The organism is Parabacteroides sp. KHUB-03, from assembly GCF_056640975.1.
This window is the reverse complement of the sequence record NZ_CM153257.1, coordinates 3195283-3209637: the sequence shown is the minus strand read 5'-3', so window position 1 is coordinate 3209637 and position 14355 is coordinate 3195283. Positions and strand designations below refer to the sequence as shown.

Annotated in this window: 11 protein-coding genes and 1 tRNA gene; 6 read left to right on the top strand and 6 right to left on the bottom strand. The window is 36.6% G+C overall.

Annotation, left to right across the window (positions count from 1 at the left end; translation table 11 throughout):
- Nucleotides 1-7: 7 nt before the first annotated feature.
- A complete protein-coding gene (locus tag ACYIB7_RS13845) occupies nucleotides 8-1186 on the bottom strand; it encodes a 6-bladed beta-propeller (protein ID WP_480337471.1) in 1179 nt (392 codons plus the stop codon).
- A gap of 448 nt (nucleotides 1187-1634) precedes the next feature.
- On the opposite strand from ACYIB7_RS13845, the gene rplM reads away from it, so the two are divergent.
- The 4 genes from rplM to tsf all read left to right on the top strand — a co-directional run bounded on the left by rplM (nucleotide 1635) and on the right by tsf (nucleotide 4560).
- Nucleotides 1635-2090 carry a 50S ribosomal protein L13 gene (rplM, locus tag ACYIB7_RS13840; RefSeq protein ID WP_099464485.1) on the top strand — a complete coding sequence of 152 codons (456 nt, stop codon included), beginning with the start codon at nucleotides 1635-1637 and terminating at the stop codon, nucleotides 2088-2090.
- Nucleotides 2091-2095: 5 nt separating this feature from the next.
- Nucleotides 2096-2482, top strand: a complete 387-nt coding sequence (gene rpsI / locus ACYIB7_RS13835) for a 30S ribosomal protein S9 (protein WP_103982771.1) — start codon at nucleotides 2096-2098, stop codon at nucleotides 2480-2482.
- A gap of 137 nt (nucleotides 2483-2619) precedes the next feature.
- Entirely contained in the window at nucleotides 2620-3459 is an 840-nt protein-coding gene (gene rpsB / locus ACYIB7_RS13830; RefSeq protein WP_099464483.1) for a 30S ribosomal protein S2, read from the top strand.
- A 111-nt stretch (nucleotides 3460-3570) separates the two neighbouring features.
- Nucleotides 3571-4560 carry a translation elongation factor Ts gene (tsf, locus tag ACYIB7_RS13825; RefSeq protein WP_099464482.1) on the top strand — a complete coding sequence of 330 codons (990 nt, stop codon included), beginning with the start codon at nucleotides 3571-3573 and terminating at the stop codon, nucleotides 4558-4560.
- Nucleotides 4561-4644: 84 nt separating this feature from the next.
- Here the strand turns inward: tsf and ACYIB7_RS13820 are convergent, their stop codons facing one another.
- The 4 genes from ACYIB7_RS13820 to ACYIB7_RS13805 form a co-directional block, all read right to left on the bottom strand.
- Entirely contained in the window at nucleotides 4645-5838 is a 1194-nt protein-coding gene (locus ACYIB7_RS13820) for a pyridoxal phosphate-dependent aminotransferase (RefSeq protein WP_480337469.1), read from the bottom strand.
- Nucleotides 5839-5918: 80 nt separating this feature from the next.
- A complete protein-coding gene (locus ACYIB7_RS13815) occupies nucleotides 5919-7136 on the bottom strand; it encodes a bifunctional 3,4-dihydroxy-2-butanone-4-phosphate synthase/GTP cyclohydrolase II (protein ID WP_099464480.1) in 1218 nt (405 codons plus the stop codon).
- Between the two features lie 11 nt (nucleotides 7137-7147).
- Nucleotides 7148-9040 carry an LptF/LptG family permease gene (locus ACYIB7_RS13810; protein ID WP_480338482.1) on the bottom strand — a complete coding sequence of 631 codons (1893 nt, stop codon included), beginning with the start codon at nucleotides 9038-9040 and terminating at the stop codon, nucleotides 7148-7150.
- Nucleotides 9041-9143: 103 nt separating this feature from the next.
- On the bottom strand, nucleotides 9144-9527 hold the full coding sequence (locus tag ACYIB7_RS13805) for an START-like domain-containing protein (protein WP_099464479.1): 384 nt from the start codon (nucleotides 9525-9527) through the stop codon (nucleotides 9144-9146).
- 189 nt (nucleotides 9528-9716) lie between these two features.
- Between ACYIB7_RS13805 and ACYIB7_RS13800 the strand changes: the two genes are divergently transcribed.
- Nucleotides 9717-9790, top strand: a tRNA-Met gene (locus ACYIB7_RS13800).
- A 1073-nt stretch (nucleotides 9791-10863) separates the two neighbouring features.
- Here ACYIB7_RS13800 and ACYIB7_RS13795 read toward each other — a convergent pair.
- A complete protein-coding gene (locus ACYIB7_RS13795; protein WP_480337468.1) occupies nucleotides 10864-11796 on the bottom strand; it encodes a FimB/Mfa2 family fimbrial subunit in 933 nt (310 codons plus the stop codon).
- Between the two features lie 628 nt (nucleotides 11797-12424).
- Between ACYIB7_RS13795 and ACYIB7_RS13790 the strand changes: the two genes are divergently transcribed.
- A complete protein-coding gene (locus tag ACYIB7_RS13790) occupies nucleotides 12425-14167 on the top strand; it encodes a hybrid sensor histidine kinase/response regulator transcription factor (RefSeq protein ID WP_480338481.1) in 1743 nt (580 codons plus the stop codon).
- Nucleotides 14168-14355: the final 188 nt, after the last annotated feature.

Here is a 14355-nt window from a genome sequence, read left to right as displayed (position 1 = left end):
CTGTTTATTATTGCTTGAATTTAAGAATCCTGACTACCGGATTATCATCTTCCAGAAGTTTCTTCGCAACTTTCTCGCCATTACCTTTCAATCGTTTGCCTTTGTAAGCATCTATAACGGATGATGCCTGAATCAGTTCGGCAGCCATATTTTTTGCAATGGCTGGTGTTCCATTTGGAGTCCATTTCCCTTGTCTCCAAGACTTGGTTTCATATTCTGTATCCCAAATCGGTACTCTGTTTATTTCCCCGGTTTTAAAATCAAGCATAAACGAAGGAATCGGGCCTCCTCCTTTCGGATTAAAATCTAAAAGAAATGTACCTATCAGCATAAATTTGTCGGTTGTTAAAAAAGGTGTCCATATATTTCGAGGCTCATGGGCATGGGTCGATGGAGTACGGGTTAATAGAGGGATTAGTCCCTTATTTGGAGATAGTTGATATAATGTGTCGGACGATATATCCGCGATTATGATATCTGAACCATAATGCATGTTTTGGGGATAAATAAATGTAATGGGTCTCCACATATTACCCTCATGTTTGACGATTTTATTTGAATATCTTTTCGAGAACTCTAAGTTCAATATGGAAATCAAACTGCCGTCCTTTTTGGACATAAGTCGGTAAGGGGCTTTTTTAGTCTTGTTCTCATGTCCGGGCTCTATAATTACTTCGTCATAGATAAGTAAAGATGTGTCATCATAGTTTAGAATTTGTATGTTATTTCCAAATCCTTTTATTTTCAACGTTCGCTTATAATTGCCTTTTAGTGAATAAATCTGGATAAATTGGGAGCACACATAGATTTCATCCTTTTTATCATCTAAAATTGTATTGTTAATCCATAGATATTCCTGACCACTTTGTCCTTTGTGGTTAAAATGAGAATATAGTTTTCCTGTATTGCGGTTGAAAACAAAAATATCACCTAATTGAGGTTCATGTATGAGGATGTATTTATCGGTAACAGCAGAAAGAGTTGCCATTCTACCCAGTAAAATTTCATCGGTAGTTTCCAATGGTACATACTCAATATCTGCCATATCCTGCAGGCGCATCTTTTTTTGAGGGTAATTTTTTGAAAAATCAAATACAGGCAAGTTACTCACCTTTGATTGGGAATTTACTACTTGGCTTCCCAATAAAAAAAAGGATATTAGTAAGCTGAAATGTCTTGTTTTCATAAGTATTTTATTAAGTAATGTATAGAATGAGGCTATTATTTTACCGATAATAAGAATGAAGGTAAATGAAGGTCATGTAATGAAAAAGAAAAATAATTGATCTGACTTGCGAGTCATTCATCCTTGTTACAAACATAGTAAGAATAAATGAATCATTTTAATTTGTTGAAAATAAATATAGAGTATTTTACCAATACCGTTCATTCTGTTTCGGATAGATTTAGCTGCAAAATAGGTGTAACCAATAAATATTGTTCCAACTTTCAGTCACATAGATAATAAAAGATGTGGAAAAGTTTTGTATTTAGAAGAAAAGCCGTACCTTTGCAAGCCGATTATTATCAAATTGTACTAAGAGTTTAGTTCTTAGCACATTGTTACTTCATGTGTCCGTAGTGGCAATGTTGCTGAGGCGTTTTTGAGTTATTAATTAAATTATTTTTAAGCAGTGGATACTTTAAGTTTTAAGACCATTTCTGCAAACAAAGCAACTGTAAACAAAGAATGGGTTGTTGTAGATGCAACAGGCCAGACATTGGGTCGCCTTTGTGCAAAAGTAGCAAAACTTTTGCGCGGTAAGTACAAACCAAATTTTACTCCGCACGTTGATTGTGGTGATAACGTAATTATCATCAATGCAGAGAAAATCGTTCTGACAGGAAATAAATGGAACGATCGTGTTTATGTGAGATATACCGGATATCCCGGCGGACAGATCGAGTTTACTCCGGCTGACCTTTTGGATAAAGGCGCAGACCGTCTGTACCGTAAAGTAGTTAAAGGTATGTTGCCTAAGAATCGTCTGGGTGCTAAGTTACTGAAGAATCTGTATGTATATACAGGAACAGAGCACGTACACGAAGCTCAGCAACCTAAGTCAATCGATATAAACTCATATAAATAATAACTATGGAAGTAGTAAATGCAATAGGAAGACGTAAAGCAGCAGTTGCTCGCGTATTCGTAAGCGAAGGTACGGGAAAGATTACTATCAACAAGCGTGATCTGGCTAATTACTTTCCTTCTACAATCCTTCAGTTCATTGTAAAGCAACCGTTGTCAAAATTGAACGTTGCAGAACAATATGATATTAAGATCAATCTTGATGGCGGAGGTTTCAAAGGTCAGTCTGAAGCTGCTCGTTTGGCAATTGCCCGTGCACTGGTAAAGATTAACCCTGAAGACAAACCTGCTTTGAGAGCAGAAGGCTTTGTTACTCGCGACCCGCGTTCTGTTGAACGTAAGAAACCGGGACAACCGAAAGCTCGTAAGAGATTCCAGTTCAGCAAACGTTAATGTTATTTGTGAGTTTCTTACAACGACTAAGCGTTTAGTATCTAAATTATCGGGATTTCTTTTGCATGCAGATGTGCCGGAGGACTACCTGACGATTGAGTTAAACAAAGAATGTAAACGATTTTAAAAAGAAAACAATGTCAAGAGTTAATTTTGATCAGTTATTAGAAGCCGGAGTTCACTTCGGACACTTAAAAAGAAAGTGGAACCCCGCAATGGCTCCTTATATTTTTATGGAGCGCAATGGTATTCATATCATTGATTTATATAAAACAGTTGCTAAAGTAGATGAAGCAGCAGAAGTAATGAAAAACCTGGCTAAACAAGGTAAGAAAGTACTTTTCGTTGCTACTAAAAAACAAGCTAAACAAGTTGTCGCTGATAAGGCTGCTTCTATAGGCATGCCTTACGTTATCGAACGCTGGCCGGGTGGTATGTTGACAAACTTCCCGACTATCCGTAAAGCTATCAAGAAGATGGCTACTATCGATAAGATGACAAAGGATGGTACATTTGATAATCTGTCTAAGAGAGAAAAACTTCAGATTACTCGTCAACGTGCTAAGTTGGAAAAGACATTGGGTTCTATCGTAGACCTTACCCGTCTTCCGTCAGCTTTGTTTGTTGTAGACGTGATGAAAGAACATATTGCAGTTCGTGAAGCTAATCGTTTAGGTATACCTGTATTCGGTATGGTTGATACAAACTCGGATCCGAATAACATTGATTTCGTAATTCCAGCTAATGATGACGCTACAAAATCTGTAGAAGTTATTTTAGGTGCTATCTGCGAAGCAATGAATGAAGGTTTGCAAGAACGTAAGGCTGAAAAGATCGATACTGAAGCTGCTGGTGAAGATTCTAAAAAAGAACGTAAAGCAAAAGCTGCGGTAAAGAAAGAACGTACGAAGAAAGAAGACGACGATGCGTTAAACGCTAAGGTTGCCGATAAGTACGCTAAAGATATAGAAGAATAACTCATTCTTAAATATTACGGTGTGTCTACTTTGCGGTTAACATTTAGTTATGCTGCTGGTTGGCACACCGTTTTTTTATTAACTACTAATTAAAAAAAAGATAAAAAGATTATGGCTGTAACTATGGCTGATATTACTAAGCTGCGCAAAATGAGCGGGGCTGGTATGATGGATTGCAAAAAGGCTTTGACTGAATCTGATGGCGACATCGAAAAGGCAATGGAAATTATCCGTAAAAAAGGACAGGCGATTGCTGCTAAACGTTCTGACCGCGAAGCTGCTGAAGGTTGCGTGTTGGCAAAAAAAGACGGTGGATTTGCTGCTATCATTGCTTTGAAGTGCGAAACAGACTTTGTGGCTAAGAATGAAGATTTCGTGGCGCTGACTCAGGCTATCCTGGATGCTGCTGTGGCTAATAAATGTCAGACTTTGGATGAAGTAAAGGCTTTGCCTATGGGTAAGGGTACTATCCAGGAAGCTATCACTGACCGTAGCGGTATCACTGGCGAGAAAATGGAATTGGATGGTTATAGCGTAGTTGAAGGTGCTTACACTACTGTATACAATCATATGGGCAAGAACCAGCTTTGTACGATCGTTGCTTTTAACAAAGAATCAGAAGAAGCTGCTCACAACGTCGCTATGCAGATCGCTGCCATGAACCCTATTGCTATTGATGAAGCTGGCGTTCCTGAATCAGTAAAAGAAGCTGAAATACAGGTGGCAATTGAAAAGACAAAGGCTGAACAGGTGCAAAAGGCTGTAGAAGCTGCTTTGAAGAAAGCTGGTATTAATCCTTCACACGTAGATAGCGAAGACCACATGGAAAGCAATATGGCTAAGGGGTGGATTACTGCTGAAGACGTTGCTAAGGCAAAGGAAATTATCGCTACAGTTTCTGCTGAAAAGGCTGCTAATTTACCGGAGCAAATGATTCAGAATATCGCTAATGGTCGTCTGAGCAAGTTCTTGAAGGAAGTTTGCTTATTGAACCAGGAAGATATTATGGATGGTAAGAAGACAGTGAAGGAAACTATGAAGGAAATCGATCCTGAATTGCAAATACTATCATTTAAACGCTTCACTTTGCGTGCCGAATAATTTGCGTTAGCAAAGAATGAAATAAAAAGGGAGACTCCGAAATTAATCAGAGTCTCCCTTTTCTTATTAAGAACTTAATTTTTCTTATTTCAAGGCGGCTAAAGCCTTTTTGATACGCTTGATTGCTTCCGTGATATTTTCATCACTGGTTGCATAACTCATGCGAATACATTCAGGTGCTCCGAAAGATGTACCACCAACACAAGCTACGTGAGCTACTTCCAAAAGATACATAGCTAAATCATCAGAATTATTGATTGTATGAGTGCCATCTGTCTTTCCAAAATAATAGCTGCATTTAGGGAACAGGTAGAAAGCTCCTTCCGGATTGTTTACTTCAAAACCTGGAACTTCTTTGGCCTGCTTAACGATTAGGTCACGACGACGTTCGAATGCTTTACGCATTTCTTCAACGGGTTTTTGTGTACCGGTATAAGCTGCTTCCGCTGCTTTCTGAGATACGGAACAAGGACCGGAAGTGTATTGCCCTTGTAGTTTATTAACTGCTTTAACGATCCATTCCGGACCGGCAATGAAGCCGATACGCCATCCAGTCATTGCGTATGCTTTGGAAACACCATTTACGATCACTGTGCGATCTTTCATTCCTTCTACAGAAGCAATGCTATTGTGTTTACCTATATAATTGATATGTTCGTAAATTTCATCAGCTATTACGATGATATTCGGATATTTCTTTAATACGTTAGCTAAGCCTGACAATTCTTCTGCGCTATATACGGAACCAGTCGGATTAGATGGGGAGCATAGAATTAATGCTTTTGTTTTTGGAGTAATTGCTGCTTCTAGCTGTGCTGGAGTAATTTTGAAATCTTGCTCGATGCCCGCTGTAACGATTACAGGCTTCCCTTCTGCCAATTTTACCATTTCTGGATAACTAACCCAGAAAGGAGCAGGGATGATAACTTCGTCGCCCGGATTAACCAATACCATGATTGTGTTGCAAACGGATTGTTTAGCACCATTCGCACAAGAGATTTGATTGGCTGTATATTCCAGATCGTTCTCTTTTTTCAGCTTGGCAACAATTGCATTTCGTAATGCAGGGTAACCCGGTACAGGAGAATAACGTGAAAAGTTATCGTCAATCGCTTGTTTGGCTGCTTTCTTGATGTAATCGGGAGTATTAAAGTCTGGCTCTCCCACACTTAAGTTAATAACATCGATACCTTGAGCTTTTAGTTCATTGCTCTTTTGAGACATCGCCAATGTTGCGGAAGGCGAAAGACTTGCTAAACGGTCTGAAACTTGTGTCATGACATTGCTTTTGTATAGGTTGTTTTATATTGATGCAACAAAATTAGTCAATAATTGGGATTGTTACAACATTTTGTTAATTATTTGATGTTGTGCAGCACGTGTCCCATACGTTCTTTTTTAGTCTTCATGTAAAATTCATTATATGGGTTTGGCGAAACCTCTATAGGGACATTTTCCACCACTTCCAGACCATATGCTTCCAAGCCTACGCGTTTTACCGGATTATTAGTCATTAAGCGCATTTTATGTACACCTATATGGCGTAGTATTTGAGCTCCAACTCCATAATCACGTTCGTCGGCTTTATGTCCGAGGTGTAAGTTGGCGTCAACAGTGTCCAGTCCGTTTTCTTGTAATTTGTAGGCTTTCATTTTATCCATTAAACCGATTCCGCGCCCTTCTTGGTTTAAGTATACAATGACACCCTTCTCTGCTTTTTCAATCATGCGCATAGCTTTATGCAATTGCTCTCCGCATTCGCACCTCATAGAACCGAAAATATCACCCGTTGCACAAGAAGAATGTACACGAACTAATAATGGTTCGTCTTTTTTAATATCTCCTTTTATTAGAGCGATATGTTCTAATCCGTTACTTTTCTGGCGGAAAGGGATCAGGCGGAAATGTCCGTATTGCGTAGGCATATCTACTTCTACTCCTTTTTCAACAATCGATTCGGTTTGAAGGCGGTAAGCAATCAAATCTTTGATGCAAATAATTTTGATGCCGAATTTTTTGGAAACTTCCATAAGTTCGGGAAGGCGTGCCATAGTACCGTCTTCATTAATTATCTCTATTAGCGCACCGGCCGGATATAGTCCGGCCAAACGAGCCAGATCGACAGCGGCTTCAGTATGTCCTGAACGACGTAATACACCTCTGGAACGGGCACGTAACGGATTAATGTGCCCCGGACGTCCTAAATCGGAAGGTTTTGTGTCCGGGTTTGCCAATGCTAGTATTGTTTCAGCCCGGTCGTACATTGAAACCCCTGTTGTGCAGTTTCCTCCTAATTTGTCCACTGTAACAGTAAATGGTGTCTCCAATAAAGAGGTATTGTTGGCAACTTGCATTTCAAGTTCAAGTTCTTCACATCGTTCTTCCGTAATTGGAGCACATAATACGCCACGACCGTTTGTGAGCATAAAATTCACTTTTTCAGGAGTTATTTTTTCTGCTGCTACAATAAAGTCACCTTCATTTTCACGATCTTCGTCATCTACTACTATTAAGAATTTCCCTTCGCGAAAATCCTCTATTGCTTCTTCAATAGTGTTTAATTTGATTTCACTCATATCGTTTGTTTTTAATCTTTGCAATAATTATTAATCATAGGTAATAAATCAAGGCTTGTCTTTTGTATCACCTGTATATCATGGCACAGTAATTTGCGTTGATATGTTGCTAATAAATATACAGGTAGACCTATTGGTATGAAAAGACCAATGGCCAATCCTACTTTGCCTGTCATTTTATCGTTTAACTTAGCATAACTTCCTATTATGGGATAATCCATTAGTTTGTTTAGAATCAGATTTTGATCGGAATTACTTAGTTCTTCGACTATAGCTTCCATCTCTTCGGCTAATTTCCGGGCTGTATGATCTTTGCCTCCTTGCTTCCAGAATTTGATGTAGTTTAACCATCGTTTATGGGTGGCTATGTAAATTTTGCTGTCTTCCGCCAGTTTTTCTATACGTGGAATAAGATTCTGATAATCCGGGTTGTATATAATAACTTCTTTCTTTTCAACTTTGCGTCCAGAACGTTTTCCTATCAGATTTTTGATTGCGTTTAAGTAAGTGTCTGCATTTAATATTACAGAATCATTTACGGCTTTATAGGTGAGGAAAATACCTAGTGGGGCAAGTATGGCAGAACTTAGCCACATACCTTCTAGTGCAGTCCACACACCGTCACGGGCCATCTTAAAGCCAATGTTATCAATAATATAATAGAAAATGAACAAAATTACGGAAATGATAACAGGCATACCTAATCCTCCTTTACGGATGATAGCTCCTAAGGGAGCTCCAATAAAGAAGAATACCAGGCATGCAAAAGATAGAGTGAATTTTTTGTGCCATTCTATTATATGACGTCGGAGTTTATAAGCTTCGTCGCCTATTGTCATAGCTTTAAAATAATTTTCGCTTTTTGTGCTTTCAACAGTAGCTTTGGCTCTTGTTAGCAGTCTCGATTTACTACCTGGTGTTTGTGCCAGATAAAGACTGTCAAAGTTCATGACAATAATAGGTTCTTCTTTTTTTTCTATTGTTGTTTCGTTGCTTTCTTTCCTGGTTTTGTTTGATTTTAAGGACTTTTTGTAAGAGTTTTCGACAATAGATTTGGCATTTATTTTCTTTATACTGTCCAATCGCATAGTCATAGAGTCGATGGACGTTTGTAAATCATCCAATTTTTTGCCCATGTATTGGTTCTGCATGAATGATTCATCAGTACGGGTAAAGTTGGCATCAAATTCAATCAGAATATCTTTGGTTTTAAAGCTTTCTCTACGATAAGGAACGGCCGATTTGTTTTGCAAGTTAGTGCCTTGGCTTTTCAAATTTTCAAAAGATTCGCCATTGAATAATGATAATATAAGGTATAGTTTGTTGGTTGATGTTTTCAGACGGCCTGAGTCGGCAACAATAATACGGGCATTATTAAACCCTTCCGAATAGTCGTATATCATCATGTCTTTTAATAATCCTGATGAATTGTCTTTATGGCGTACATATACATTAAATCCGGTGATTTCTTTATAGAATACACCTTCCGGTATATCCAGCTCGGGAGATTTTTGTCTCATGGAATATAATAATGTATAGAGCTTGACCTGTGCGATAGGCATGATGTTATTCTGAAAGTAAAAAGCACCTACGCAGACAAAACTGATTGTTATTATAAGCGGTTTCATGATGCGTATAAGTGATACGCCTGCAGATTTCATAGCTAACAATTCCAACCGCTCTCCTAAATTTCCGAAAGTCATCAGTGAAGCGAGAAGTATGGCAAGTGGAAGTGCCATAGGTACTAAAAACAAAGCTGCATATAGAAACATTTCCGCTAGTACGGGAATTCCTAACCCTTTTCCAACCATGTCATCTATATACCTCCAAAGAAACTGCATCAATACAATGAACAGACAGATGCCGAATGTCATTAAAAACAGCGGCAGGAAAGTCTGTAGCATAAATGTATATAATCGTTTTATTTTCAACATTGCCTTTATTCCATTGGAGTGACAAAAGTAGCGTAAAAAACGATATGAACCTTACTATTTCTCTAAAACTACCCTAAATCCCTAGGGTTCTCTTCAATTCTTCTACTTGCGAGTCCCATAATTCAATAGAATCTGCTTTTTCATGAGGTTCTGCAAAATCAGTAATTTCTAAAGAAGTGGCACCGGTGAGCTCCACTGTATGTATAATGAATTCGAAATAGGCGTTTTCGTCTTCTTCTTCCATCCAGCGATAGCGGATGCTGGCTTCTGCTTTCATAGATAACACTTTTGCTTTTTCCTGATCTTTGTTCCAAATAAAGGTGTATATATTATCATTTACGATTACATTGTCTGCAAACCATGCAGACAATCCGGGTGGGGTAGTGAGGTGATTCCACAAACTTCTTCTGGAGACTTTTTCAAAAACGTATTCGATATGAAATTTTTCTTTTTTCATCGGTAACACTGTTTATTGCGCACTAAGATACACAAAAGATTTGAAAACAGACAATAGTTTGTTTGAAAAAAAACTTCTCACAGTTAATAATTTAGTTTGGAATGCTTGAAAATTGCTGATTTTTTTCGCTTAAATGTTGCATAATATAAAAATAACTTCTACTTTTGCAGCGTCAATCAAAGAAAAGATGGCGAGATAGCTCAGCTGGTTAGAGCGCATGATTCATAATCATGAGGTCCCCGGTTCAATCCCGGGTCTCGCTACAAATAAAAAGGCTTTTGAAATATTCAGAGGCCTTTTTTCTTTTGGTATAACTTAAGATTCTACCGTAAAAAGTAAACCCCAGATTGTTTAGCAATCTGGGGTTTATAATTATGTAACCTCACGGTTATATTAATTAGGTTTGCTTGTACAAATTAAGGGATTTATACAAACAGAGTATAGGGTAAAATTTCACAAATTGTATTGTGTCTTCTGTTTGCAAAAATAGTTTATCGGATAATTCCCCGGAAGGTGTATTTGTATCATAAGAACGAGGTGTTTGTGTCGAATGCAAAAAAAAAGAGCGCACACGCGGAACAATCCGAATGTGCGCCAATATGCATATAAAAAATTGAGGGTCAATATTTGTTTAGTAAATTAAAGACATCTGGTAAAGTTGTCTGTAATTACTTTGCAAACTTGTTCTACATTAAAACTTCCGTAAAATAAAAATTATATGAATATTCTTATTTTACAGCAGATAATTTCTTTTCTCAAAGCACATTAACTATTGATAAACTCAAATAAGGATTAGGCATATTTTATAACAAAAACAATTTGTGAAAATTTTACCCTTTCCTATTCCTTTATTTATATGCTTAAAATAAACCCTATACTCTGCGAGAAAAATCCATATTGAGTTATAAACCCTTGTTAAAACTCAGAATCTCTCGTAAACATTACAAATATAAATGGAGTTTTTTATATGAAGTATATTGTGATAATTAATAAATGTTAAACATATTATATTGCTATGCAAATGTATTATCAGTGTTTTATTCTGTGTTATTTATATGTGTAAAATAATCACAGGTGATATTTTTGCACTCATTGATAGTATTACCTGTTATAGGGTGGAAATATATATTGGTATGTATTCGTATCAATATGATACATTTGCAATCAGTGTATATGTATGTGTTTTTTTTATTAGCAAATATTTACATATGCGAAAGTATCAAAAACATATGTATTCCTATTGCCAAGATTTGGATATTTGAAAAAAAAAGAGTGCGCATTCTGAATAATCCGAATGTGCGCCGATATGCATATGAAAAATTGAATGCTTATTTTTTTAACCTACTGTAACATTTTGAATAATTGTGTTCCAGGGAGTTACTTTAATAGAACAATTATTGAGTGTGATGTTAAAATTTACATTTACCTGTTCTCCTGCGTTTGCTGACGATATTTCGCCATTTTTTGCATTTTTACTCGAAAAAATCATTTCATTGTCTCTATAAAGCTCTATTACGATATTATAGGCAGGCAAAATTGGGGTTGTTTCTGTAACAAGCTCGTTATTGTCGTTAAAATAGGCCGGAATAATATATTCAACTTCATTACCTGTTAATTCTCCGTTGTAATTAAATGAACTTTTGGATTTTTTCACTTTGTAATAATAAGAACCTTCGGTCGTTCCATATTTTTTATTGACTCCTTTTGTATTGATTGCTAAAGAAGATACTTTGCGCTCTATGTTTAATGTTTGAATGTCAGAAGATTTGGTTACAGGACGATTTAATGTAATTTGTCCATAGAATAAATCACCGAGAGCAGCCGTTACAACACCATTGTTCTGTTGTAATTGTATTTTTAAATCGGAAATAATGTTTGCTGAATCCAGGGAGGCTACATTTTCACCTTCAGATAAACCACCCCACGCAATGACAGTGATCCGGTCGGAATCCGGACAATCTATAGAAACTGCTTTGCGTTGTAAAAGAATTGATTTGTCAAGGTTGATCTGTTTTACAAATTCATTGTTCTCATTAAACACAAACAAGGTCGCATTTTTAACGGCGCCTTTTGTTGTAATATCTTGACCTTTTGCTAAAGTTTTAATTACTAATGAATATGGATTGGATGTAGGCTCTGATTTTGTATCATTTATACCACTGCTTATAGCATCTTCACTGTCAGAAGAACATGCATTGAATGAAAATATCATAACAAATGATAACGTAAATGCAAAAAAAGTGCTTGCAGAAATGCCGTTTTTTTTCATAACCTTTGAATTTTTTATATGCATTAAATTTTAACTTGTATAAGGAAGAAGAACCCTCATTCTTTTTGTCTTCCTTTGAATTCCGGACCCTCATCCGGTTTTCTTGCCTCGTTATGCTGCAAATGTAGATACTATTTCTATCCTTCCAAATATAAACTGGGGATATTTTAAAAAATACAATATAAAACATGTTAAATGAGTCGTTTAATGGCGTTTTATGTGTTGTGATTGTTTCAAAATAGGTGCTAAACGTGTCTATATGGGTGTATTCATGTCAAAATCATGCGTGTTCGTTTTATTTTGTATCTATAGCATTAGGTGGTGATCCAATTATTTGCAGTTGAATATTTTTGTTATTAAATAAAGATTATTTGATAGCAAAACTTTCTTTTAATTTACTTTCTGATATGAATTTTTATTTAGACCTTTGTATATGTAGTATCTTAAAAATAAGAACGATATTTTGAGATATTGAAAACTGTAATTACAACCAATTTTAACTCTTATGGAAGTTACTCTAATTATTTTGTTGGCTTTATTTTCATTAACCCTGTTTATATATGTATTCAGGCAAAAATCATCTGTCAGTATTTTTATGCAGATGCAGTCTGATTATGAAAAATTGAAAATGAAAGTTGTAGAACAAGAAGGCGATAATGCGAGTTTGAAAACGATCAATAATGAATTACAGGAAAAGCTGAAACAACAGGAAATTTCCATTTCTACTTTGTCGGGTAATAAGCGTGAGTTGGAACAAATGCTTGTTGCCAAGATAAAAGAGAATGATGCCATGTTGCGTGAAGTTACCGAAAAAGAAGAAATAGCAAACCAACTTGTAAAAGATGCCGAAAATATACAAGATACCTTCTTCGTCGAAACGGTTCATGAGATGCGAACTCCGTTATCTTTGGTATTAGGCTCTCTGGCCTTAATTGTCCAAAATAAAAATCCGGGAGAAGAAATGTCTACTCAACTACTTTCTGCTTATCGTAATACGCTGGCTCTGCAAGATTTGGCGGATCAGTTAGTAGGAACGCGTTTTAATAATGATGTAGCTAATTATTTGCGTATTGCCCGATATGATATGGTCGATATGTCTCGTCAGATTTGTGATTTGTTTGTGGATTGGGTTGCTATGAATAATATAGATTTCAGAGTTAATACCCAGACAGATATGCTGTGGCTTTGGCTAGACCGCCGTAAGTTTGAATATGCGTTGCGTACTTTGTTGACAAATGCATTTAAAAATACCTTTAGCTATGGAAAAGTTATTCTGGATATTTCTGTTGTTCGTAAGGATAAGAAAGCTTATTGTGCTTTATCTGTTCAAGATGAAGGTTTGGATGAAAACGAAACTGCTCGTCGTGGTTTGAAACAGATTATTGATATGGTGAATGATATAGGGGGGATTTATAAACGCGAACTTAATAATAATGGAACCTCTTATACATTATATCTACCATTAGGGAAACAACATTTGCTCGAAAGACGGGTGGAATTTGTTGAACCGGAGGCTGATTTGGTTAAATTGAATGAAGATCAGAAAGAAGAGATTGCAAATCTGATCCGGATTATTTCGCAAAAGAAAATTACGATGGGAAAGAAATTGCTGATTATTGATGATAGCGATCAGATACGTTGGTTTCTTAAACACATATTTAATAAAGAATATCAGATACTGGAAGCCCGGAATGGAGAAGAAGGCCTTGAAGTGGCTTTCAGGGAATTACCGGATTTGATTCTTTGTGATGTAATGATGCCTGTAAAAGATGGTATAAAAACTTGCCGCGAACTTAAGAGTGATAGCCGTACTGCTCAGATACCTGTTGTTATGCTGACGGCTAAAGTGGAAAGTGAAGATATTGTTGTTGGTATAGAAGCGGGGGCAGACGATTATATTACAAAGCCTTTTGATATAGAAATACTTCGTACCAAAATAAACGGATTATTGAAACGCCGTGAAGAACTTTGGCAATATTTTGCCGGTTCGGCAGGAGTTAATTCCGGCGAAGAGGATACCGTTGATATATCTTCTTCAAATAGTAAGAATTCCAACCCGTTTATGGATGCAGTAATGAAAAATATAGAACAACACTTGGATGATTCCACCTTTGAAGCAAAGGTGTTGGCAGACTCATTGAATATGAGCCTGCCAACATTATACCGTAAAATAAAACAATATTCGGATTGTAGTATTTTAGAGTTAACCCGGACTGTCCGTCTTAAAAAAGCGGCAGAACTTCTTCTTACCCAACAATATTCTGTGCAAGAGGTGGCAGAGATGGTTGGATTTAATGATACGGCTACTTTCCGTAAGCGTTTTACGGAACAATACGGTGTAACCCCTTCCCAGTATGGTGTGCCTGTATAAATCGGTATCAAATAAAATCATATTTTAAAAACCTCTCCAATTTAAATTGGAGAGGTTTTTTATTTTTAGCCTGCCCTGTAAATAAATCTTGTATTTTCTCTCTTTTTACAGTGTGTTTCTATCAAAGTGCTGATAAAAAACGGGTTGACTTTTTTACCGATATTAATTGATACATTTTTCTATCTGTT

Coding starts and splice junctions, on each gene's coding strand:
- ACYIB7_RS13845 (WP_480337471.1), bottom strand. CDS start 1,186: ATGAAAACAAGACATTTCAGCTTACTAATATCCTTTTTTTTATTGGGA.
- rpsI (WP_103982771.1), top strand. CDS start 2,096: ATGGAAGTAGTAAATGCAATAGGAAGACGTAAAGCAGCAGTTGCTCGC.
- rpsB (WP_099464483.1), top strand. CDS start 2,620: ATGTCAAGAGTTAATTTTGATCAGTTATTAGAAGCCGGAGTTCACTTC.
- tsf (WP_099464482.1), top strand. CDS start 3,571: ATGGCTGTAACTATGGCTGATATTACTAAGCTGCGCAAAATGAGCGGG.
- ACYIB7_RS13820 (WP_480337469.1), bottom strand. CDS start 5,838: ATGACACAAGTTTCAGACCGTTTAGCAAGTCTTTCGCCTTCCGCAACA.
- ACYIB7_RS13815 (WP_099464480.1), bottom strand. CDS start 7,136: ATGAGTGAAATCAAATTAAACACTATTGAAGAAGCAATAGAGGATTTT.
- ACYIB7_RS13810 (WP_480338482.1), bottom strand. CDS start 9,040: ATGCTACAGACTTTCCTGCCGCTGTTTTTAATGACATTCGGCATCTGT.
- ACYIB7_RS13805 (WP_099464479.1), bottom strand. CDS start 9,527: ATGAAAAAAGAAAAATTTCATATCGAATACGTTTTTGAAAAAGTCTCC.
- ACYIB7_RS13795 (WP_480337468.1), bottom strand. CDS start 11,796: ATGAAAAAAAACGGCATTTCTGCAAGCACTTTTTTTGCATTTACGTTA.
- ACYIB7_RS13790 (WP_480338481.1), top strand. CDS start 12,425: ATGAAAGTTGTAGAACAAGAAGGCGATAATGCGAGTTTGAAAACGATC.